The organism is Streptomyces sp. 1331.2 (assembly GCF_900199205.1).
Classification (GTDB): Bacteria; Actinomycetota; Actinomycetes; order Streptomycetales; family Streptomycetaceae; genus Kitasatospora.
Map to the genome: position 1 here is coordinate 4,341,337 of NZ_OBMJ01000001.1, position 20,361 is coordinate 4,361,697.

Below are 20,361 nucleotides of genomic sequence, written 5' to 3' on the forward strand. Positions count from 1 at the left end.
GTTCAGCGCGGGGGCGTCCGAGGCCCGGGTGAGCTCGGCGGTGACGACGTGCAGGAGCCCGGCCGTGCTGCCGGAGTGTGCCGACGCTGCGGGAGTGTGCCGACGCGGCGCCGACCGCTCAGGGGGTCGGCCGGCGCCGCGCCAGTCGAGGTGGCGCCGCCCGAGGTGGCGCCAGGCGGCGGTGCGTCAGGCGGCGGTGCGTCAGTCGGCGATGCGGACGAGCATCTTGCCGGTGTTGGCCCCGCGCAGCATGCCGAGGAACGCGTCCACCACACCGTCGAAGCCGTCCACGATCGTCTCGTCCGGGACGACGGCACCCGAGCGCAGGTGCGGGACGAGGAAGTCGTACAGTTCCGGCCGGGCGTCGAGGTGGTTGCGGACCAGGAAGCCCTCCAGCCGCAGGCTCTTGCCGACGACGTCGTAGAGGTTGCGCGGCGCGGGCGGCGGGGTCTGCGGGTTGTTGTACTGGGCGACGGCGCCGCACCAGGCGATCCGGCCGTGGTCGCGCAGGGTGTCGATGGCGGCCGCGAGGTGGTCGCCGCCCACGTTGTCCAGGTAGACGTGCAGCCCCTCGGGGGCGGCCTCGCGCAGGCGGTCGGCGATCGGGCCGTCGTGGTAGTCGAAGGCGGCGTCGAAGCCGAGCTTCTCGGTGAGGTGGGCGGCCTTGGCGGCCGAGCCGGTGCTGCCGATGATCCGTCCGGCGCCGAGCAGCCGGGCGAGCTGTCCGGCGGCGGTGCCGACGCCGCCGGCGGCTGCCGAGATGAAGATCGTCTCGTCGGGCTGGAGCCGGGCGACCCGGGTCAGACCGACGAAGGCGGACAGGCCGGTGCCGCCGAGCACCGACAGGTGCGCGCTGAGCGGGACGCCGTCGAACTCGGGCAGCACGAAGGAGCCTTCGGCGGTGACCACCGAGTGGGTGCGCCAGGCCTGGCGGTGGAGGATGACCGTCCCGACGGGCAGGGCGTCGGTCCGGGACTCCACCACCCGGCCGACGGTGCGGCCCTCCAACGGGGCGTGCAGGTCCCAGCCGCCCTCGTCCATCTCCTCGCGCATGTACGGGTCGACGGACTGGTAGATGTTCTCGACCAGGGCCTCGCCCGCCGCGAGCGCCGGGATGCTCTCCTCGACGAAGGCGAAGTTCTCGGCGGTCGGCGCGCCGTCGGGGCGGGAGACCAGGTGGACGGCGCGGGCGGTGGGGCGGGACATCGGTGCTCCGGACGGGTGAGGACGGGCGGGATGTGACCACCGTAGGAAGCGGGGGAGCGGTCGGGCAGGGGCATCCGTCGATGGAACGGCGCTTTCCATGAGCGGGATCGATGGATCGGCCCACCGGCCGATAGATTCGGGGGCATGACCGATCTCGCCCCGCACGAGCTGCGGATCCTGGTCGCCGTCGACGAGGAGCAGAGCTTCACGGCGGCCGCCGCGCGCCTGGACACCACCCAGTCCGCCGTCTCGCACGCCGTGCGCGCCTGCGAGCGGAAGCTCGGGGCGGTGCTCTTCGAGCGCGGGCGCCACGGCGCACGCCCCACCGCGGCCGGCGCCCGCGCCGTGGCGTACGCCCGCCGGATCCTACGGCTGCTGGACGCGATCGGCCCAGAGGTCCGCGGCGCGGGCACGGGCGGGCCGTTGACCGGCACCCTGCGGATCGCCGCCTTCCGCAGCGCCGCCGCCCACCTGCTGCCGTCCGTCCTGGCCCGGCTCGCCGAGCGCCACCCCGGGCTCGGCACGCACGTCCGGATCGTCCGGGAGATCGGCCGCGGCACCGCCGGGGAGGTCGCCGACGGCCGCGCCGACCTCGGGCTGGCCACTCTGGACGCCGGCGGCCCGCCGGCCGTGCCCGGGCTGGTCGCGGTGCGGCTGTACGAGGAGGCGTACGCGCTCGCACACCCGCAGGGCCACCGGGCGCCGCGCGAGCTGCCGCTGGTCGACTGGGACGAGAACTGCGGCTCGTACACCCGGGACTGGTGGCAGCGGCAGGACTGGATCCCGCCCGCGACCGTGAACGTGGAGGACGACACGGTGGCCCTCTCGCTGGTCGCCCAGGGCCTCGGCATGGCGATCATGCCCCGGACCGCCCTGCTCGGCGCCCCGGCCGGGCTCGCCGTCACCGACCTCGGGCCGCGCCCGCCGAGCCGCTTCGTCGGGTACGTCACCACGCCCGAGCTGGCGGGGACGGCCGCCGTCCGGGCGCTGATCCGCGAACTGCGCGACGTCCCGCTGCCGGTGGGGCTGGCGCCCGCTCAGCTCGCGACGGCTACTCAGCTCTCGAAGACCGGTCAGCTCCCGGCGCCCGCTCAGCTCCCGGCGCCCGCTCGGCCCTCCACGGCCTCCCGGAGCCGCCGGAACTCCTCGGCCAGCGCGTCCAGCGTGTAGTGCGCGTTGAGCCCGCTGGGGTTGGGCAGCACCCACACCTCGGTGGAGCCGAGGCCCTCCGGCTGGCGCCCGATCGCGGCCCGCCGTTGCCCGAAGGCCGTCCGGTAGGCGCCGATGCCGAGCACGGCCAGCACCCGCGGGCGCAGCCGCAGCACCCGCTCGCGGAGCGCGGCGCCGCCCTCCCGCAGTTCCTCGGCGGTCAGCTCGTCCGCCTTGGCGGTGGTGCGCGGGGCGACGTTGGTGATGCCCAGGCCGAGCGCGAGCAGTTCGCCCTGTTCGTCCGGCCGGTACTGGCGCGGGGTGAAACCGGAGCGGTGCAGGGCGGGCCAGAAGCGGTTGCCGGGGCGGGCGAAGTGGTGCCCGGTGGCGCCGGACCACAGGCCCGGGTTGATGCCGCAGAACAGCACCCGCAGCCCGGGCCCGGTGACGTCCGGGATGGTGGTGTCCTTGGCGGCCAGCAGCTGTTCGGCGGTGGGTTTGGCGGCGGGTTTGGCGGCGGGCCGGGTGCTCGGCTCCCTCGGCGTCTGCGACTTCACCCGGCCAAGTCTGCCGTGCCCTTCGACGGCGTCGTACGGCGGCTGCGCAGCCACCGCAGGCCGAACACCACCGCGGCCGCGTACGCCCAGCCGACGAAGACGTCGATGATGAAGTGCTCCGCGCCGTAGACCAGGGTGAAGGTCATCGCGAGCGGATAGCCGACCAGCACCGCCCGCAGCCAGGGCCGGGCGGTGGGCCAGAAGTGGAACAGCAGCATCGCCGGGTAGGCGGAGTGCAGCGAGGGCATCGCGGCGACGTCGTTGGCGAACTGACTGCCGTTCTCCAGCAGCGAGTCGGCCTGCGGGAGCCCGCTCGCCGAGATCACCTCCCAGACCACCCGGGACAGGTGCGGCAGGTTGCCCTGCTGGGCGACCAGCCACGGCGGGTCGGCCGGGTAGAGCAGGTAGGTGGCGAAGCCCGCGAAGGTGAGCGTCAGGTAGCAGGCGAGCAGTTGCCGGAACCGGTGGTGCGCGCGCCGCCAGAGCACCGCGAGCAGGAGGAAGACCACGAAGAAGTGCGAGAGGTAGACGCCCACCGCCGCGTAGTCGTACCAGTGCGGCGAGCCGGGGGTGTAGAGGGCGTGCTGGAGCCGGACGGTCCAGGTCTCGCCGAAGCCCAGCGCCTCGTCGAAGCGCAGCTGTGGCAGCCAGTGCGGGGCCCACGGGGTGTGCGCGCCGTAGCCGCGCAGCAGCGAGTACGTCCACACCACGGCCATCACCGGGACCCAGTCGCGCAGGACCAGGAGGAAGCCGCGGCGGCCGTGCCCGCTGTGCACGGCGGCGGTGAGCAGGGCCCCGATCAGCCAGAGGAACAGCACGTCGTTGGCGGCCGGGATGCCCTCGGTGCGCAGGAACCAGAGGAGGCCGGTCAGGTAGAGCGGCCAGGCCAGGAACCGGAGTCTCGACCAGCCCGTCCCGCGGGGGCGGGGCGGAGGCACCGGGCGCGGTTGCCCGGTCCGCGCGGGTGGCGCGGCCGGGGAGAGGGTCTTGGTCATGCGCACCGAAAATAGCAACCCAAACTTGGAGGACTCTGGGTGAAGCATGACCGGATCGTAAGAACGCCCGAACCGGTCGGCGGCGCGGTTGACGGGCCGGTTGACGCCGGCCCGGTCGACGGCGGTCGGGTCGACGCCGGCCCGGCCGACCATACGGCCGGCCCAGGGCCCGACCCCAGGCCCGGGCCCGACCCCAGGCCCGGGCCCGGTCCCGGGCCCGACGGAGGCCCGTATCGGAGTCAGCCGGGCGGTCATGCCACGATGCCCAGCTCGTGCGGGGTGTTGTTGAAGCGGCGGCCGCCCGTACCGGTGACGGTGACGATGTCCTCAATCCGCACCCCGAACCGGCCGGGCAGGTAGATCCCGGGCTCGATCGAGAAGCACATGCCCGGCACCAGCGGCCGCTCCTCGCCCTCGACCAGGTACGGAGGCTCGTGCGTGGTGGTGCCGATCCCGTGCCCGGTGCGGTGGATGAAGTACTCGCCGTAGCCGCCCTCGGTGATCACCCGGCGGGCGATCCGGTCGATCTCCTGGCAGCTCACGCCGGGGCGGACGGCCTCGAAGGCGGTCTGCTGGGCGGTCCTGACCAGGTCGTGGACCGTCCGGACCTCGGCCGGGACGTCCGGCCCGACGTGCACCGTCCGGGTGGTGTCGGAGCCGTAGCCGTCCTTGAGGCCGCCGAAGTCCAGCACCACGGTGTCACCCTTTCGGATGACCCGGTCACCGGCCTCGTGGTGCGGGTCGGCGCCGTTGGGGCCGGAGCCGACCACGGTGAAGTCGACCTGGCTGTGCCCGTACTGGATGAGCAGCGCGCCGAGGTCGGCGGCGATGTCGCTCTCCCGGCGGCCGGCGAACCCGACCTCCAGGATCCTGCGGTACGCGGCGTCCGCGGCCCCGCCGGCCGCGGCCAGGCGCTCCAGCTCCTCGGTGTCCTTGACCGCGCGCAGCATCGGCAGGCTCTCGGTGAGCGAGGTGAAGGCGGCGCCGGGCAGCGCGGACTGGAGACCGAGCAGGTGCATCGCCCAGGCGTTGTCGGAGACGCCGTACCGCCCTGCCGGGTCGAGCAGCGGGCCGGCGGTGGCGAACGGGTCCTCGCCGTCGGCCCAGTCGAGCAGCCGGACGGCCGCGGCGCCGACCGCCTTCGCGGCGTCCGGTCGCTCCAACTTGGGCACCAGCAAGGCGGGTTGACGGCCGGCGGTGAGGACGAGGGTGGTCAGCCGCTCGGTGATCGCGGTGGGCGTGTAGCCGCACAGGTAGGCCAGGTCGGGCCCGGGGGCGACGACCAGGCCGGCCAGCCCGGCGGCGGTCGCCTCGGCGGTGGCGCGGGCCATCCGGGCGGCGTAGTCCTCGACGGTGAAGGGTCGGGGCACGGCGGTTCCTCCTCTGGGGGCGGACGGGCTCTGCTGGGCCTCCATGCTCCTCGAACTCCCTCAGCGCCCGGCCGAGTCGGCGAAGTTCCGCAGGAACAGCGCCTCGACGCGGGCCATGTTCGCGATCTCGCCCGGGTCGACGCTCTCGTTCGGCGCGTGGATCAGGCAGCGCGGCTCCTCGACGCCCATCAGGATGATCTCCGCGTCGGGGTAGGTGGCGGCGAGGACGTTGCAGAGCGGGATCGAACCGCCCTGGCCGAGGAAGGACATCGGCCGGCCGTAGACCTCCTGCATCGCCTGGTCGAGCGCGGCGTACCCGGGCCCGCCGGTGTCGGCCCGGAACGGCGAGCCGGCGCTCTCCCGGACGAACTCCACCCGTACGCCCCAGGGTGCGGCGGCCTCCAGGTGGGCGATCAGCGCGTCCAGGGCGGTGCCGGCGTCGGTGCCGGGCGGCACCCGCAGGCTCACCCGGGCCCGGGCGGTGGCCGGGACGGCGGCGGTCGAGCCGACCACCGGCGGGCAGTCGATGCCGAGGACGGTGACGGCGGGGCGGGCCCAGAGCCGGTCGGCGACGGTGCCGGAGCCGGTCAGCCGGACGCCGTCCAGGACGCCGGCGTCGGTGCGGAAGGCCGCCTCGTCGTAGCCGGCGCCGCTCCACGTCCCGTCGCAGTCCAGGCCGTCGATCCGGGTGCCGCCGTCGGCGTCGCGCAGCGCGTCGAGCATCCGGACCAGCGCGGCGAGGGCGTCCGGGGCGGCGCCGCCGAACATGCCGGAGTGCAGGTCGCCCTTCAGCGCCCGGACGGTGACCACCGCGTTGGCGACCCCGCGCAGCGAGGTGGTGGCGGTCGGGACGCCGACGGCGGCGTTGCCGGTGTCGCAGACCAGCAGCGCGTCCGCGTGCAACTCCCCGGCGTGCGGGGGCAGGTACCGCTCCAGGCCGCCGGTGCCCTGCTCCTCGGAGCCCTCGACCACCAGCTTGAGGCCGACCGGGATGTCCTCCCCGAGCGCGCGCAGCGCGGTGAGGTGCATGACGATGTTGCCCTTGCAGTCGGCGGCGCCGCGCCCGTACCAGCGGCCGTCGCGCTCGGTGAGCCGGAACGGCGGGGACTCCCAGGCGGCGTCGTCCAGCGGGGGCTGGACGTCGTAGTGGCTGTAGAGCAGCACGGTCGGGGCGCCGGGCGGCGGCGGGCGGTGGCCGATCACGGCGTGGCTGCCGTCCGGGGTCTCCTCCAAGTGGACGTCGCGCAGGCCGGCCTCGGTGAAGGCGGCGGCGACCCACTCGGCGGCCTGCCGGCACTTCTCCGGCGGGTACTGCCGGGGGTCGGCGACGGACGGGATGGCCACCAGCTCGGCCAGGTCGGCCTGGGCCCTGGGCATCAACTCGGATATGCGGAGGGCGAGTTCGTCGGTCATTCGAGCTCCCGTGGGCTACCGGCGTGGGCTGCCTGGCGTGGGCTACCTGCGGACGGTGTCGCGCAGGTCGAGGTCGTCGATCCGGTCCTGGATGGCGGCGAGCTTGTCGGGGCAGTACACCGAGAGCACGATCGCCTCGCCGCGCACCACCTCGCGGTCGGAGAGCACCGGCCGCTGGCCGGGCCCGCCGGCGCCGTTGGACATGCCGTACTTCCACTGCGCCTGGGTCAGCGCGTTCGCCGGGTCCGCGCAGACGGCCCCGCCGTCCTCGCCGAGGGTGTGCACGATCTGCTCCTGCGTCGGCACCGGATAGCCGGCCGAACTCAGCGCCTCGGAAAGCTTCCTGGCCTTCCGGTCGGCCAGGTCGGTGGCGTGCAGCTGGGTGAACGAGAGCAGGCCGGTGACCAGCATCGCGACCAGCAGGGCGATCGAGCCCAGGTAGATCCAGCGGTGCCGGGAGGCCATCGGGTTGGCGGTCATGCCGCACCTCCTGCGGTGCCGTGCGGCTCGGCGCCGTGCAGCTCGGCGGCCTCCTGCGCGGCCAACTCGGCCGCGGCGTCCGGGGAACGCCAACCGGGCTTGCGCAGCCGCAGGAACGAGTACGGGAGCACCAGCCCGAGGACCAGCAGGCCGCCGCCGACGATCCCGATGTACGACCAGACGCTGCCGCTGCCGAACTGCGAGGACGGTACGAAGCCGATCGCCATCGCGGCGGCCGAGGAGAACAGCCCGATCACGCACATCGGCACCAGCGCGGGGGCGCGGTAGCCGCGCGGGTGGTCGGGCTGGGTGCGGCGCAGCCGGATCGCGGCGGCGAACATCAGCAGGTAGACGATCAGGTACACCTGTGTGGTGATCACCGAGAAGATCCAGTAGGCGCTGGAGACGTTCGGGATCAGGGCGTACAGAAGGGCGATGGCGGTGGTGATCACGCCCTGGGTGACCAGCAGGTTCTGCTGGACGCCCTCCCTGTTGAGCCGTTGCAGGAACGGCGGCAGGTAGCCCTCCTGCCGGGAGATCATCAGCAGGCCCTTGGACGGCCCGGCGAGCCAGGTGAGCATGCCGCCGAGCGAGGCCGCGATCAGCGCCACCGCGATGACCGGGGTGAGCCAGCCGACGTGGAAGTACTGGAAGAAGGCGTCGAAGGCCTGCATCACCCCGGCCGTCAGGCTCAGTTCGCTGGACGGCACCACCCAGCTGATCGCCAGCGCGGGCAGGATGAAGATCGCCAGCACCATCGCGGAGGCGGTGAACATCGAGCGCGGGAACTCCCGGGCCGGGTCGCGCAGCGAGGAGACGTGGACCGCGTTCATCTCCATGCCGGAGTAGCTGAGGAAGTTGTTGACGATCAGCACCAGGCTGGCCAGCCCGGTCCACTGCGGGAAGAGGTGCGCGGCGTCCATCGGGGCGGCGGAGGGGTTGCCCTCGCCGAGGAAGACGAAGCCGAGGACGACCAGCAGCGTGCCGGGGACCAGCGTGCCGATCACCAGCCCCATCGAGGACAGCCCGGCCACCGCCTTCGTCCCGCGCGAGGAGACCCAGACCCCGGTCCAGTACAGCACCATGATCACCAGGGCGGTGTACGGGCCGTTTCCGGCCAGCCTCGGGTTCACCACGTACGCGATGGTCGAGGCCACGTACGCCAGCAGGGACGGGTAGTAGAAGATCGTCATCGCGAACTGGCACCAGACCGCGAGGAAGCCCAGCGGCTTCGATAGCCCCTCCGACACCCAGCGGTAGACGCCGCCCTCCCAGCCGGATGCCAGCTCGGCCGAGACCAGCGCGGTGGGCAGCAGGAACACGACCGCCGGGACGAGGTAGAGGAAGACGCAGGCCAGGCCGTAGACCGCCATGGTCGGGGCGGAGCGCAGGCTGGCCACCGAACTGGTCGTCATCAGGGCGAGCGTCACCCAGGACATCCGCGGGGCGGCAGCCAGGCGGCCGGCCACCGAGCCGGTGCGCTCCCGGGTGGCCGGGGCTCCTGCCGGGGCAACTGCTGCCGGGGCGCCGTCGGGGCTGCTCCGGCCGGGCGGGGGCGCGTCCGTGGAACTCATCTGTCCTCCTCCGGTACGGCCCGGTCGGCTGCGGCCCGGCCCGGCGCGGCCGGTGGCGGTCGGCGTCAACGGGGGGCGGCGACGGTCGGCGAGGCGAGAGCCGGGGGAGACCCCCGGGGCGGGCCGTACCCGGCCAGTCCACCCGGGGGCCGGGGCCGCCGCATGCGGCAGGCACCCGAGTGGGTGACCTGCCACGGGGAGGCGGGGAGCGCATTCGGGCTGCCGTCGGGCTGCCGCCGGGTTGCCGTCGGACTGTCATGGCCCCAGACCGATTCGTGACGGTGCTCAGCCTGCTCTACGGTCTCCGAGCGGGCACGGAATCATAAATACCGGGCCGACTGTCGGTGCGGTGGGACACGATGTCCGGCATGTCCTATGAACTCCAGGCGCTGATAGGAACATTGGAGCTGCTGAAGGTGGCGGCGGCGGAGGTGTCGGCGGCCCGGGTGGTGCCGTTGGGGCAGGGGCTGGCACTGATCCCGGTCACCTCTTCGGTCCTCGCCGCTCTCCAGGGCGACGGCAGCGCCGACAAACCCGTCGGCGGGGCCGGGTTCGGCCGGCACGCGGACGGCTTCGAACTCCGGCTGGCCGCCTGGTCGAAGGCCGGCCCGATCGCCTGCGTGGAGGCCGAGTACTCCGGCGGCAGCGGCACCCAGCGCGCCGCCGTCTGGGTGGACGGCCGGATCGTCCTCGGCCCGCTCGGCAGCGGCGAGTTCGAGCCCGCGCCGCCCGAGGGCACCCCGATCTCCCGCGCCCTGCGCCTGCTCGGCGCGCACCCCGGCGACGGCGGGACGGACGAGTTCGCCGCGGTCGGCCTCGGACGGCACCGCAGCACCCGCGAGTGGGCGACGGCCGCCGCCGACTGAAGGCCTGCCCGCACCGTTCGGCGTACCTGCGGTGGCTGTGCCCGTACGACTGCCCGACCTTGTGAAGCAGGCGATCTCGCCTGATCCACAGTGAGAGGAAGCAGTCCCCATGCGTGCCACCCGGATGGTCGTCGTGCTGACCATGGTCGCCACGGCGTCCGCCACCGCCGCCGGCCATGGAGCCGCGGCCTCCCGTACCACCGTCTCCGTCCCCGGTGTCCCCGGTGTCCCCGGCGTTCCCGCAGCCCCTGTCCTCCCCGCCGATCTCGCCGCCCTCCTCGGCGGGGCACCGTCGACCCTCCCGGCCGCCGACCCGGCGGACCCGGCGGACCCGGTCGACGCCGCCATTCCGGCTGTCCCCGACACCCCTGCCGTCCCCGCCGTGCCGGATCCGACCGCCGCGATCGGCGACATCATCAAGCAGCTCACCGGCCTGATCTCGTCGGTGACCTCCGGTGCCCTCGACCTCGGCGCCCTCCAACAGCTCATCGCCGCCCTGCTGAGCGCCCTGCAAGGCCTGATCGGCCAGCTCCCGACCCTGCCGGTGACCGTCCCGCCGGTGACGATCCCGCCGGTGACGGTCCCGACCCCGCCCACGTCACCCGGCACCACCGCCACCCTGCAACAGCAACTCGACACCCTCCGCGCCCAGGCCCACGCCCTGACCACCGCGCCGCACCGCCACCCCGCCACCGGCTGACCCGCCCCGCCTCGTCCCGCCCCACCACCGACACGCAAACGGCTCCGCTCCCGAACCCGGGAGCGGAGCCGTTCCGCCGTCCGCCTGGTGGCGTCGACGCAGGCCGACGCGGTCGACTAGCGGTAGTTCACGAACTGGATCGCGAAGTCCAGGTCCTTGCCCTTGAGCAGGGCCTGCACGGCCTGGAGGTCGTCGCGGCTCTTGGAGCTGACGCGCAGCTCGTCGCCCTGGACCTGCGCCTTGACGCCCTTCGGGCCCTCGTCACGGATGATCTTCGCGACCTTCTTCGCGTCCTCCGTCGTGATGCCCTCCTTGATGTCGGCGAAGATCTTGTACTCCTTGCCGGACAGCTGGGGCTCACCGGCGTCCAGCGCCTTCAGCGACAGGCCGCGCTTGATGAACTTCGTCTGCAGCACGTCGAGGATGGCCCGCACGCGCTCCTCGCCGTTGGCCTTCATCTCGATCTTCTCGCCCGAGCGGCTGATCTCGCCGCCCACGCCCTTGAAGTCGAAGCGCGTCGCGATCTCGCGGGAGGTCTGGTTGATCGCGTTGTCGACCTCCTGCCACTCGACCTTCGAGACGATGTCGAAACTGGAGTCGGCCATGGGTGTTGGTCTCCTTGATGCTCTGGCTTCACTGGCACGGCCCGCCCCACGGGGCGACCGCCGCCCCAGCCTATCCAGCACCACCCCGCGCCCGCCCGCGCCGACCGCACCGCGCTCCTTGATCATCGCGTGATCTATCGAGTGGCGGAGCACCCCATGGCATCAGGTATGGTTTACCAAGTCGAACGGGGCAAACGCCCCGGGCGGCAAAAATCCTGGCTGGTTGCCCGAGCGGCCAAAGGGAGCAGACTGTAAATCTGTCGCGCAAGCTACGCAGGTTCGAACCCTGCACCAGCCACAGGATAGAGAAACGGCCCCCGATCTGCGGAAACGCGGATCGGGGGCTTTTTCGTTGGCTGCGCCCGCCGTGGTGCGCCGCCCGCCCGGGCTGTCGGCAGGGGCAGTTATTGCGCATTGCTTGCAATTACGGGTGGCAGGCAGCAGAGTGGGGGGCCGGGGGTGGGAGTCCTTCGACCGAGCTGATCGTCTTCCCAACCGGCGCCCGCCGGGACAACGGCTCACCCCACCCCCGCCAACAGTCGTCGGGCCGGAGGCCCGCAGGTGGCGCGGCGGCCGCGTCAAGGGGGCGTCGAAGCCGCTCGTGACCGTGGTGCACGCCTCGGCCGCGGCCGAGGCGCTGCGCCGGGACCGGGAGCTGTGGCAGCCGGGCGTCCCGCTGGTGGAGATCCCGGGCGGTCACCGCAGGCTGGGCCCGCCGATCGCCGCCTTCGTCAACGAGCTCGGCGCGGAGCACGCCTACGACCGGCTGACCGTACTGATCCCCGAGGTGGAGCCCGCCCGCCGGTGGCAGCAGGCGCTGCAGAAGCGCTGCAGAAGCGCTGCAGAACCGGCGCGGCGCCGTGATCGACCGCGCCCTGCGCCGCACACCGACGCGGTGGTCTGCCGGCTGCGGTTGCGGATGCGGATGTGACGTCGCAAGGGGAGAGAGCCCGCCGAACGGCCCCTGACAGCACGCGCTGTCAGGGGCCGTTCGGCGTACGAGGGCCCGTCCCGGCGGCCATTCCCGACCGGTCGGCGTCAAGGTCGCGTCAACGCGGCGCTATCACCCGTATGGAGGGCGTCAGGGCTCCGAAACGTGCCACTGACCGCTGATTTGCTGCATCTGCCGGTCGTCCGCCGGCGCCGCGCGAGCCCTCCGGCCAGGTCGCGGCATCTTCCGAACCGCGCTGGTGGAGCCCATGTCCGATCTCATCTACGTCGGTGTCACGGTCGTCGTGTTCGCCGTCATCGCCCTGATCGCGCGGGGGTGGAGAAGCTGTGAGCGAGCGTAGCGAGCGGACCATCCAGGGGCGCGTGTCGCGCGAAGCGACCGGCGAGCGCAGCGAGGTGGACGCATGAGCGCCGAGAACATCGCAGGCCTCATCGTGGCCGTCGCCCTCGTCGGCTACCTCGTCGTCGCGCTGATCTACCCGGAGAAGTTCTGACATGAGCTCCACTCTCGCGGGCTGGCTGCAGGCCCTCGCCCTCGTCGGCGCGCTGGCCCTGTGCTACCGCCCCCTTGGCGACTACATCGCCAAGCTCCTCACCACCTCGAAGCACCTCAGAGTCGAGCGCGGCATCTACAAGGTGATCGGCGTCGACGGTGACGCCGACCAGCGGTGGCCGGTGTACCTGCGCTCGGTGCTGGCCTTCTCGGCGGTCTCCGTCCTCTTCCTGTACGGCCTGATCCGCCTCCAGAACCACCTGCTGCTGAGCCTGGGTGTCCAGCAGATGGAGGGCCACCAGGCCTGGAACACCGCGATATCGTTCGTCGCCAACACCAACTGGCAGTCCTACTCGGGCGAGCAGGCGATGGGCCACCTGGCGCAGATGGCCGGCCTGGCGGTGCAGAACTTCGTCTCCGCGGCCGTCGGCATCGCCGTCGTGGCGGCGCTGATCCGGGGCTTCACCCGCAACCGGACCGACCGGGTCGGCAACTTCTGGGTGGATCTGGTCCGGATCAACCTGCGGCTGCTGCTGCCGATCTCGATCGTGTTCGCCCTGGTCCTGGCCGCCTCCGGGGTGATCCAGAACTTCCACGGCTTCCACGAGGTGACCACGCTCAGCGGCGAGGTGCAGAAGATTCCCGGCGGCCCGGTGGCGTCCCAGGAGGTCATCAAGCTGCTCGGCACCAACGGCGGCGGCTTCTTCAACGCCAACTCGGCGCACCCGTTCGAGAACCCGAACGGCTTCTCCAACCTGGTCGAGATCTTCCTGCTGCTGGTGATCCCGTTCGCGCTGCCCCGGACCTTCGGCCGGATGGTCGGCGACAACCGCCAGGGCTACGCGATCGTCGCCGTGATGGGCCTGTTCTGGGTCGCCTCGACCGCCCTGCTGACCTTCGCGGAGTCGCAGCACTCCGGCAGCGCCCTGCAGGCCGCGGGCGCCGCGATGGAGGGCAAGGAGCAGCGGTTCGGCATCGCGGCTTCCGGTCTGTTCGCTGCCTCGACCACGCTGACGTCGACCGGCGCGGTGAACTCCTTCCACGACTCGTTCACGCCGTTCGGCGGCGGGCTGGCGGTCTTCAACATGATGCTGGGCGAGATCGCGCCCGGCGGCACCGGCTCCGGCCTGTACGGGATGCTCGTCCTGGCGATCGTCGCGGTGTTCGTCGCGGGCCTGATGGTCGGCCGTACCCCCGAGTACCTGGGCAAGAAGCTCGGCGGCCGGGAGATGAAGTTCGCCTCGCTGTACATCCTCACCACCCCGACGATCGTGCTGGTCGGCACGGGTGTGGCGATGGCCCTGCCGGGCGAGCGGGCCGGGATGCTCAACTCGGGCGCCCACGGCTTCTCCGAGGTGCTGTACGCCTTCACCTCCGCCGCCAACAACAACGGCTCGGCCTTCGGCGGCATCACCGTCAACACCGACTGGTACGACACCGCGCTCGGCCTGGCGATGATCTTCGGCCGTCTGCTGCCGATCGTCTTCGTCCTGGCCTTGGCCGGTTCGCTCGCGCAGCAGCAGCCCGTCCCGGCGACCCCGGGCACCCTGCCCACCCACAAGCCGCTGTTCGTGGGCCTGCTGTCGGGCGTGATCCTGATCGTCGTCGGCCTCACCTACTTCCCGGCCCTGGCCCTCGGGCCGCTCGCGGAAGGTCTCACCTCCTGATGTCCACTCCCACGCTCACTCCCGCGCCGGTCGACCAGGCCGAGCCCGCGGCGCCGCACAGAGTCTCCGGCGGCCTCCTCGACCCGAAGCTGATCGTCGCGTCCCTGCCGGACGCGGTGAGGAAGCTCGACCCCCGGGTGATGATCAAGAACCCGGTGATGTTCGTGGTCGAGGTGGGCTCGGTGGTCACCACCGTCTCCGCGATCGCCGACCCCAGCGTCTTCGCCTGGGCCATCACCGTGTGGCTCTGGCTGACCACGATCTTCGCCAACCTGGCGGAGGCCGTCGCCGAGGGCCGCGGCAAGGCCCAGGCCGACACCCTGCGCAAGACCAAGACCGAGAGCGTCGCCCGCCGGCTGACGAACTGGCCGGCCACGCAGGACGAGGAGGAGGTGCCCGGCACCGCGCTCCGACTTGGCGACCACGTCGTGGTCGAGGCCGGGCAGATCATCCCGGGCGACGGCGACGTCGTCGAGGGCGTCGCCTCAGTGGACGAGTCGGCGATCACTGGCGAGTCCGCGCCGGTCATCCGCGAGTCCGGCGGTGACCGCTCCGCGGTGACCGGCGGCACCAAGGTGCTGTCCGACCGGATCGTGGTGAAGATCGCCTCGGAGCCCGGCAAGTCGTTCATCGACCGGATGATCGCCCTGGTCGAGGGCGCCGCCCGGCAGAAGACGCCGAACGAGATCGCGCTCAACATCCTGCTGGCCTCGCTGACCATCGTCTTCCTGGTCGCGGTCGTCACGCTCCAGCCGATGGCCACCTACGCGGGCGCCCCGCAGTCGATGATCGTCCTGGTCGCCCTGATCGTGGCGCTCATCCCGACCACCATCGGCGCGCTGCTGTCCGCGATCGGCATCGCCGGCATGGACCGCCTGGTGCAGCGCAACGTGCTGGCCATGTCCGGCCGGGCCGTCGAGGCCGCCGGCGACGTCAACACCCTGCTGCTCGACAAGACCGGCACCATCACCCTGGGCAACCGCCAGGCCGCCGAGTTCCTCTCGGTGAGCGGGGTCTCCACGGACGAGCTGGCCAGTGCGGCGCAGCTCTCCTCGCTGGCCGACGAGACCCCCGAGGGCCGCTCGATCGTGGTCCTGGCCAAGACCGAGTACGGTCTGCGGGCCCGCGCCCAGGGCGAGTTGACGCACGCCACCTGGGTTCCGTTCACCGCCCAGACCCGCATGTCGGGCGTCGACCTCGACGAGGCCGACGGGGTGCACCAGGTCCGCAAGGGCGCGGCCGCCGCCGTGTCCAACTGGGTCACCGAGAACGGCGGCAAGGTCACCGACGAGGTGTCCGCGCTGGTCGACGGCATCTCCGCGGCCGGCGGCACCCCGCTGGTGGTGGCCACGAAGACCGGCAGCCGGCCCGCCCGCGTCCTCGGGGTCATCCACCTCAAGGACGTGGTCAAGGAGGGCATGCGGGAGCGCTTCGACGAGCTGCGCCGGATGGGCATCAAGACCGTCATGATCACGGGCGACAACCCGCTGACCGCCAAGGCGATCGCGGAGGAGGCCGGCGTGGACGACTTCCTCGCCGAGGCCACGCCCGAGGACAAGATGGCCCTGATCAAGAAGGAGCAGGAGGGCGGCAAGCTGGTCGCGATGACCGGCGACGGCACCAACGACGCCCCCGCGCTCGCCCAGGCCGACGTCGGCGTCGCGATGAACACCGGGACCATGGCGGCCAAGGAGGCCGGCAACATGGTCGACCTGGACTCCAACCCCACCAAGCTGATCGAGATCGTGGAGATCGGCAAGCAGCTGCTCATCACCCGCGGCGCGCTGACCACCTTCTCCATCGCCAACGACGTGGCCAAGTACTTCGCGATCATCCCCGCGATGTTCGCCGGGGTCTACCCGGGCCTGAGCCACCTCAACATCATGGGCCTGCACAGCCCGCAGTCCGCGATCACCTCGGCGATCATCTTCAACGCCCTGGTCATCATCGGCCTGATCCCGCTCGCCCTGCGCGGCGTGAAGTACCGTCCCTCGGACGCGAGTTCGCTGCTGCGCCGCAACATCGGGATCTACGGCTTCGGCGGTCTGGTGGTGCCGTTCGTCGGCATCAAACTGATCGACCTGATCGTCCAGTTCATCCCCGGCCTCAGCTGAGAGAGGAGTCCACCGCCATGTCCAAGCCCCTGCCCGCCACCGTGCGGACCCACTTCACCGCCCTGCGCGTGCTCCTCGTGCTCACCGTCATCCTGGGAGTCGCCTACCCGCTGCTGGTCACCGGCATCTCCCAGGTCGCCTTCACCGAGAAGGCCAACGGCTCGATCGTGAAGGCCGACGGCAAGGAGGTCGGCTCCAGCCTGATCGGCCAGAACTACAACCTGCCCAAGGTGAACCCGGACGACCCGAAGGAGGAGGCCAAGCCGGACCCGAAGTGGTTCCAGCCCCGGCCCTCCGCCGCCGGGGCGGGCTACGACGCGTCCTCGTCCAGCGCCTCCAACCTCGGCCCGAACAGCGAGGACCTGCTGAAGGCCGTCAACGACCGCCGTGCCGCCGTCGCCGCGTTCGACGGGGTCGACCCGGCGGGCGTCCCGGCCGACGCGCTGACCGCCTCCGGCTCCGGTCTCGACCCGGACATCTCGGTGGCCTACGCCAAGGAGCAGGTCAACCGGGTCGCCAAGGCCCGCAACCTGCCGGTGGAGAAGGTGGCCGCACTGGTGGAGAAGTACACCGAGAGCCGATCGGCCGGCTTCCTCGGCAACGAGGCGGTCAACGTCGTGCTCCTCAACAAGGCGCTCAGCGAGCAGAAGTGACACCGGCTCAGACAAGCTGGTGACCGGGCCGGCCCGGGCACGGGAGGATCCCCGCGTCCGGGCCGGCCGCCCCGTGTCCGCAGACGTGCACCACCTCCCGATGGAAAGAGCAGTGCCCATGGCCCGCGACCTCACCCCCGGCCCCGGCGTGCGCCGCGGTCGGCTGAGGGTGTACCTCGGCTCCGCCCCCGGGGTCGGCAAGACCTACCGGATGCTGGACGAGGCCCGGCGCAGACAGGAACGCGGGTCCGACGTCGTGGTCGGGTTCATCGAGTGCCACGGCCGACGCCACACCGAGGCCATGCTGGCCGGCCTGGAGGTCCTGCCGCGGGCCCACCGCTCCTACCGGGACGCCGAGTTCGAGGAGATGGACCTGGACGCCGCGCTCGCCCGCCGCCCGGCCGTCGTCCTGGTGGACGAGCTGGCGCACACCAACATCCCCGGCGGCCGGCACGCCAAGCGCTGGCAGGACGTCGAGGAACTGCTCGCCGCCGGGATCGACGTCATCACCACCGTCAACATCCAGCACCTGGAGTCGCTGAACGACGTCGTCCGGAAGATCACCGGCATCCCCCAGCGCGAGACCGTCCCGGACGAGGTGGTCCGCCGGGCCGACCAGATCGAACTCGTCGACATGGCCCCGCAGGCACTGCGCCGCCGGATGGCCCACGGCAACGTCTACAAAGCCGAGAAGGTGGACGCCGCGCTCTCCAACTACTTCCGGGTCGGCAACCTCACCGCCCTGCGCGAGCTCGCCCTGCTCTGGGTCGCCGGGCGGGTCGACGAGGGCCTGCGCGACTACCGGTCGGCCCACAGCATCGACCGGGTCTGGGAGACCCGCGAACGCGTCGTGGTCGCCCTGACCGGTGGCCCCGAGGGCGAGACCCTGATCCGCCGCGCCGCCCGGATCGCCGACCGCACCGCCGGCGGCGACCTGCTGGCCGTCCACGTCTCCCGCAGCGACGGCCTGGCCGGCGCCTCCTCCGGCGCGCTCGCCCAGCAGCGGCAGCTGGTGGAGACCCTGGGCGGCAGCTACCACGTGGTGGTCGGCGACGACGTCCCCACCGCGCTGCTCGCCTTCGCCCGCGCCCACGACGCCACCCAGCTGGTGCTCGGCACCAGCCGCCGCGGCCGGATCAACCGCTTCCTCACCGGGCCCGGCACCGGACAGACCACCGTGGACAGCTCCGAGGACATCGACGTCCACATGGTCACCCACGAGTTCACCGGCCGCGGCCGGCTGCCCTCGCTCGGCCGGCGCCACTCCAGGCGCCGCACCGTCCTCGGCTACGCGGCCGGCTTCGTCATGCCCTGGGTGCTCACCGCGCTGCTGTCCCAGGCCCACCACCGGATCAACCTCACCACCGACGCGCTGATCTTCCAGCTCGGCGTGGTCATCGTCGCCCTGCTCGGCGGCGCGATGTCCGCCCTGGTGGCCGCGGTCATCGCCTCGGTGCTGCTGAACTACTACTTCATCCCGCCGGTCCACAGCCTGACCATCGGCGAGACCAACAACATCGTCGCCCTGGTGGTCTTCACCGCCATCGCACTCGCCGTCTCCACCGTGGTCGACCACGCCGGCCGGCTCACCACCCGGGCCGCCCGCGCCACCGCCGAGGCCGAGACCCTCTCCACCCTGGCCGGCAGCGTGCTGCGCGGCGCCGATGCCCTGCCCGCCCTGCTGGAGAAGTCCCGCACGGCCTTCGGCATGCGGGCCGTCGCGCTGCTCTCCCGCGGCGACGGCGAGGTGCTCGCGCACTGTGAGGGCGAGCACCCGGCCGACCCCTCGGACCCGGCCGACGGGCCGAACGAGACCACCGAGGTCCCGGTCGGCCCGGACGCCCTCCTGGTGCTCACCGGCCGCCGGCTGCCCGCCGCCGACCAGCGGGTGCTCACCGCCTTCGCCGCCCACGTCGGCGCCGCGCTGGAACGCGACCGGCTGGCCGTGGTCGCCGCCGAGGTCGAACCGATCAAGGCCGCCGACCGGATGCGCACCGCCCTGCTCGCCGCCGTCAGCCACGACCTGCGCACCCCGCTGGCGGCCGCCCGCGCCTCGGTCGGCTCGCTGCGCAGCCCCGACGTCGAGTTCTCGCCCGAGGACCAGGCCGAACTCCTCGCCACCGCCGACGAGTCCCTGGTCAAGCTCACCCGTCTGGTGGACAACCTGCTCGACATGAGCCGCCTCCAGGCCGGCGCCCTCACCCTGCACGTCACCGAGATCCACCTGGACGAGATCCTGCCCAGGGCGCTCGACAGCCTCACCGACCCGTACGCGCCGATCCAGCCGCTGGACCTCGACACCGCCCCGCCGGTGCTCGCCGACCCGCCGCTGCTGGAACGCGTCCTCGCCAACGTCATCACCAACGCGCTGCGCCACAACGCCCCCGGCGCGCCCGTCCTGGTCACCGCCAGCCACCACGCCGAGCAGGTCGAGCTCCGGGTGATCGACCGCGGCCCGGGCATCGCCCCCGAGGACCGCGACCGGGTCTTCCTGCCCTTCCAGCGCCTCGGCGACACCGACAACACCACCGGCGTCGGCCTGGGCCTCGCCCTCTCCCGCGGCCTCGCCGAGGCCATGGGCGGCAGCCTGGAGGTCGAGGACACCCCCGGCGGCGGCACCACGATGCTGCTCACCCTGCCCGCCGCACCCCGGGAGGAACTGCCGCATGAGTGAAATCCTGGTCGTCGACGACGAACCCGCCCTCCTGCGCACCTTACGGATCAACCTCAGCGCCCGGCAGTACGCCGTCCGCACCGCCGCCAGCGGTGGCGAGGCGCTGGACCGGGCCGCGCACTCCGCCCCGGACGCCGTGCTGCTCGACCTCGGCCTGCCCGACCTCGACGGGATGGACGTGCTGCGCGGTCTGCGCACCCACAGCGCGGCGCCGATCATCGTGCTCTCCGGCCGGAGCGACGCCGCCGACAAGATCGGGGCCCTGGACGCGGGCGCCGACGACTACCTCACCAAGCCGTTCCTGATGGACGAGCTGCTGGCCCGGCTGCGCGCCGTGCTGCGCCGCCCGCCGAGCGGTGTCCTCCCCGGCCGGCCGGTGATCGGCGAGCACACCGTGGACCTCGCGGCCACCACGGTGCACGGCCCCCACGGCACCGTGCGGCTCACCCCGACCGAGTGGCGGATCCTCACCCTGCTGCTCGCCAACCCCGGCCGGCTGGTGCCCGGCCGGCAGATCCTGCGCGAGGTGTGGGGGCCCGCCCAGGAGGGGCGCGGCAACTACCTGCGGGTCTACCTGGCAGGGCTGCGCCGCAAGTTGGAGCGCGACCCGGCCCGGCCGCGGCACCTGATCACCGAGCCGGGCATCGGGTACCGGTACGTGCCCTGACCGGGCCCGCCCGTCAACGGCCCGTCAAGAGCGGCCGGTTCGCCGACAGGAGGGCGTCAAGGCCGGTCGGCGGCGGTGCTCCGTGGGCGTAGCGTCGGTACCGAAGCGAGCGGCCCTGCTCCGTGTGGGGGAAGCCTGGGGCCGCTCGCGCCGCCGTCCACGGACGGCCAGCAGGTGGGGGAGGGGCGCGCGACCATCCGTCGCGCGCCCCTTTGCCTGCCAAGCCC

At 72.6% G+C, this 20,361-nt stretch carries 18 protein-coding genes and 1 tRNA gene; 11 read left to right on the forward strand and 8 right to left on the reverse strand.

Annotated elements, in window-relative coordinates; translation table 11 throughout:
- Window positions 1–201: 201 nt before the first annotated feature.
- The gene (locus CRP52_RS18520) at window positions 202–1,206 is read right to left on the reverse strand and encodes an NADP-dependent oxidoreductase (protein ID WP_097237436.1); all 1,005 of its coding nucleotides are present in this window, start codon (window positions 1,204–1,206) and stop codon (window positions 202–204) included.
- Window positions 1,207–1,350: 144 nt separating this feature from the next.
- Here CRP52_RS18520 and CRP52_RS18525 point away from each other — a divergent pair, with 144 nt between their 5' ends.
- The gene (locus tag CRP52_RS18525; RefSeq protein ID WP_097237437.1) at window positions 1,351–2,376 is read left to right on the forward strand and encodes a LysR family transcriptional regulator; all 1,026 of its coding nucleotides are present in this window, start codon (window positions 1,351–1,353) and stop codon (window positions 2,374–2,376) included.
- Here the strand turns inward: CRP52_RS18525 and mug are convergent.
- From mug to CRP52_RS18555, 6 genes are all read right to left on the reverse strand, one after another.
- Window positions 2,298–2,837 carry a G/U mismatch-specific DNA glycosylase gene (mug, locus tag CRP52_RS18530; protein WP_373560564.1) on the reverse strand — a complete coding sequence of 180 codons (540 nt, stop codon included), beginning with the start codon at window positions 2,835–2,837 and terminating at the stop codon, window positions 2,298–2,300. The two genes, CRP52_RS18525 and mug, sit on opposite strands and share 79 nt — an antisense overlap.
- A gap of 71 nt (window positions 2,838–2,908) precedes the next feature.
- The gene (locus CRP52_RS18535; protein ID WP_179852844.1) at window positions 2,909–3,907 is read right to left on the reverse strand and encodes a phosphatase PAP2 family protein; all 999 of its coding nucleotides are present in this window, start codon (window positions 3,905–3,907) and stop codon (window positions 2,909–2,911) included.
- Window positions 3,908–4,158: 251 nt separating this feature from the next.
- A complete protein-coding gene (locus CRP52_RS18540; RefSeq protein WP_097237440.1) occupies window positions 4,159–5,322 on the reverse strand; it encodes an aminopeptidase P family protein in 1,164 nt (387 codons plus the stop codon).
- Between the two features lie 15 nt (window positions 5,323–5,337).
- Window positions 5,338–6,690 carry a dipeptidase gene (locus tag CRP52_RS18545; RefSeq protein ID WP_097237441.1) on the reverse strand — a complete coding sequence of 451 codons (1,353 nt, stop codon included), beginning with the start codon at window positions 6,688–6,690 and terminating at the stop codon, window positions 5,338–5,340.
- 42 nt (window positions 6,691–6,732) lie between these two features.
- Window positions 6,733–7,170, reverse strand: a complete 438-nt coding sequence (locus CRP52_RS18550; RefSeq protein WP_257032559.1) for a hypothetical protein — start codon at window positions 7,168–7,170, stop codon at window positions 6,733–6,735.
- Window positions 7,167–8,744, reverse strand: coding sequence for an APC family permease (locus tag CRP52_RS18555; RefSeq protein ID WP_179852845.1), 1,578 nt, complete (start codon window positions 8,742–8,744; stop codon window positions 7,167–7,169). Before CRP52_RS18555 ends, CRP52_RS18550 begins: the two co-directional genes overlap by 4 nt.
- Before the next feature lie 368 nt (window positions 8,745–9,112).
- Between CRP52_RS18555 and CRP52_RS18560 the strand changes: the two genes are divergently transcribed.
- Together CRP52_RS18560 and CRP52_RS37680 are read left to right on the forward strand one after the other, a co-directional pair.
- Window positions 9,113–9,610 (forward strand): hypothetical protein, encoded by a 498-nt coding sequence (locus CRP52_RS18560; protein ID WP_097237442.1) that lies wholly within the window; start codon window positions 9,113–9,115, stop codon window positions 9,608–9,610.
- A 109-nt stretch (window positions 9,611–9,719) separates the two neighbouring features.
- Window positions 9,720–10,310, forward strand: a complete 591-nt coding sequence (locus CRP52_RS37680) for a hypothetical protein (RefSeq protein ID WP_097237443.1) — start codon at window positions 9,720–9,722, stop codon at window positions 10,308–10,310.
- A 116-nt stretch (window positions 10,311–10,426) separates the two neighbouring features.
- On the opposite strand, the gene CRP52_RS18570 is transcribed toward CRP52_RS37680, so the two are convergent.
- Window positions 10,427–10,915 carry a YajQ family cyclic di-GMP-binding protein gene (locus tag CRP52_RS18570; RefSeq protein ID WP_097237444.1) on the reverse strand — a complete coding sequence of 163 codons (489 nt, stop codon included), beginning with the start codon at window positions 10,913–10,915 and terminating at the stop codon, window positions 10,427–10,429.
- Window positions 10,916–11,132: 217 nt separating this feature from the next.
- Between CRP52_RS18570 and CRP52_RS18575 the strand changes: the two genes are divergently transcribed.
- The 8 genes from CRP52_RS18575 to CRP52_RS18610 all read left to right on the forward strand — a co-directional run bounded on the left by CRP52_RS18575 (window position 11,133) and on the right by CRP52_RS18610 (window position 20,134).
- Window positions 11,133–11,213 (forward strand) — tRNA-Tyr (locus CRP52_RS18575).
- 303 nt (window positions 11,214–11,516) lie between these two features.
- On the forward strand, window positions 11,517–11,846 hold the full coding sequence (locus CRP52_RS18580) for a hypothetical protein (RefSeq protein ID WP_097237445.1): 330 nt from the start codon (window positions 11,517–11,519) through the stop codon (window positions 11,844–11,846).
- 424 nt (window positions 11,847–12,270) lie between these two features.
- Window positions 12,271–12,360: a K(+)-transporting ATPase subunit F gene (gene kdpF, locus CRP52_RS18585; RefSeq protein ID WP_097237446.1), complete on the forward strand. Its 90-nt coding sequence runs from the start codon at window positions 12,271–12,273 to the stop codon at window positions 12,358–12,360.
- Between the two features lies 1 nt (window position 12,361).
- Window positions 12,362–14,026: a potassium-transporting ATPase subunit KdpA gene (gene kdpA, locus CRP52_RS18590; protein ID WP_097237447.1), complete on the forward strand. Its 1,665-nt coding sequence runs from the start codon at window positions 12,362–12,364 to the stop codon at window positions 14,024–14,026.
- Window positions 14,026–16,140 carry a potassium-transporting ATPase subunit KdpB gene (gene kdpB, locus CRP52_RS18595; protein WP_097237448.1) on the forward strand — a complete coding sequence of 705 codons (2,115 nt, stop codon included), beginning with the start codon at window positions 14,026–14,028 and terminating at the stop codon, window positions 16,138–16,140. Before kdpA ends, kdpB begins: the two co-directional genes overlap by 1 nt.
- 17 nt (window positions 16,141–16,157) lie before the next feature.
- The gene (gene kdpC / locus CRP52_RS18600; protein ID WP_097237449.1) at window positions 16,158–16,793 is read left to right on the forward strand and encodes a potassium-transporting ATPase subunit KdpC; all 636 of its coding nucleotides are present in this window, start codon (window positions 16,158–16,160) and stop codon (window positions 16,791–16,793) included.
- Between the two features lie 118 nt (window positions 16,794–16,911).
- A complete protein-coding gene (locus CRP52_RS18605) occupies window positions 16,912–19,467 on the forward strand; it encodes a sensor histidine kinase (RefSeq protein ID WP_097237450.1) in 2,556 nt (851 codons plus the stop codon).
- The gene (locus tag CRP52_RS18610) at window positions 19,460–20,134 is read left to right on the forward strand and encodes a response regulator (protein ID WP_097237451.1); all 675 of its coding nucleotides are present in this window, start codon (window positions 19,460–19,462) and stop codon (window positions 20,132–20,134) included. The genes CRP52_RS18605 and CRP52_RS18610 overlap by 8 nt, the downstream gene beginning before the upstream one ends.
- The last annotated feature ends 227 nt before the right edge of the window (window positions 20,135–20,361 follow it).

What these genes read in the sequence shown, in the direction of transcription:
- CRP52_RS18520 (WP_097237436.1), bottom strand. Translation starts at nt 1,206, where the DNA reads ATGTCCCGCCCCACCGCCCGCGCCGTCCACCTGGTCTCCCGCCCCGAC.
- CRP52_RS18525 (WP_097237437.1), top strand. Translation starts at nt 1,351, where the DNA reads ATGACCGATCTCGCCCCGCACGAGCTGCGGATCCTGGTCGCCGTCGAC.
- CRP52_RS18535 (WP_179852844.1), bottom strand. Translation starts at nt 3,907, where the DNA reads ATGACCAAGACCCTCTCCCCGGCCGCGCCACCCGCGCGGACCGGGCAA.
- CRP52_RS18540 (WP_097237440.1), bottom strand. Translation starts at nt 5,322, where the DNA reads ATGGAGGCCCAGCAGAGCCCGTCCGCCCCCAGAGGAGGAACCGCCGTG.
- CRP52_RS18545 (WP_097237441.1), bottom strand. Translation starts at nt 6,690, where the DNA reads ATGACCGACGAACTCGCCCTCCGCATATCCGAGTTGATGCCCAGGGCC.
- CRP52_RS18550 (WP_257032559.1), bottom strand. Translation starts at nt 7,170, where the DNA reads ATGACCGCCAACCCGATGGCCTCCCGGCACCGCTGGATCTACCTGGGC.
- CRP52_RS18555 (WP_179852845.1), bottom strand. Translation starts at nt 8,744, where the DNA reads ATGAGTTCCACGGACGCGCCCCCGCCCGGCCGGAGCAGCCCCGACGGC.
- CRP52_RS18560 (WP_097237442.1), top strand. Translation starts at nt 9,113, where the DNA reads ATGTCCTATGAACTCCAGGCGCTGATAGGAACATTGGAGCTGCTGAAG.
- CRP52_RS37680 (WP_097237443.1), top strand. Translation starts at nt 9,720, where the DNA reads ATGCGTGCCACCCGGATGGTCGTCGTGCTGACCATGGTCGCCACGGCG.
- CRP52_RS18570 (WP_097237444.1), bottom strand. Translation starts at nt 10,915, where the DNA reads ATGGCCGACTCCAGTTTCGACATCGTCTCGAAGGTCGAGTGGCAGGAG.
- kdpF (WP_097237446.1), top strand. Translation starts at nt 12,271, where the DNA reads ATGAGCGCCGAGAACATCGCAGGCCTCATCGTGGCCGTCGCCCTCGTC.
- kdpA (WP_097237447.1), top strand. Translation starts at nt 12,362, where the DNA reads ATGAGCTCCACTCTCGCGGGCTGGCTGCAGGCCCTCGCCCTCGTCGGC.
- kdpB (WP_097237448.1), top strand. Translation starts at nt 14,026, where the DNA reads ATGTCCACTCCCACGCTCACTCCCGCGCCGGTCGACCAGGCCGAGCCC.
- kdpC (WP_097237449.1), top strand. Translation starts at nt 16,158, where the DNA reads ATGTCCAAGCCCCTGCCCGCCACCGTGCGGACCCACTTCACCGCCCTG.
- CRP52_RS18605 (WP_097237450.1), top strand. Translation starts at nt 16,912, where the DNA reads ATGGCCCGCGACCTCACCCCCGGCCCCGGCGTGCGCCGCGGTCGGCTG.
- CRP52_RS18610 (WP_097237451.1), top strand. Translation starts at nt 19,460, where the DNA reads ATGAGTGAAATCCTGGTCGTCGACGACGAACCCGCCCTCCTGCGCACC.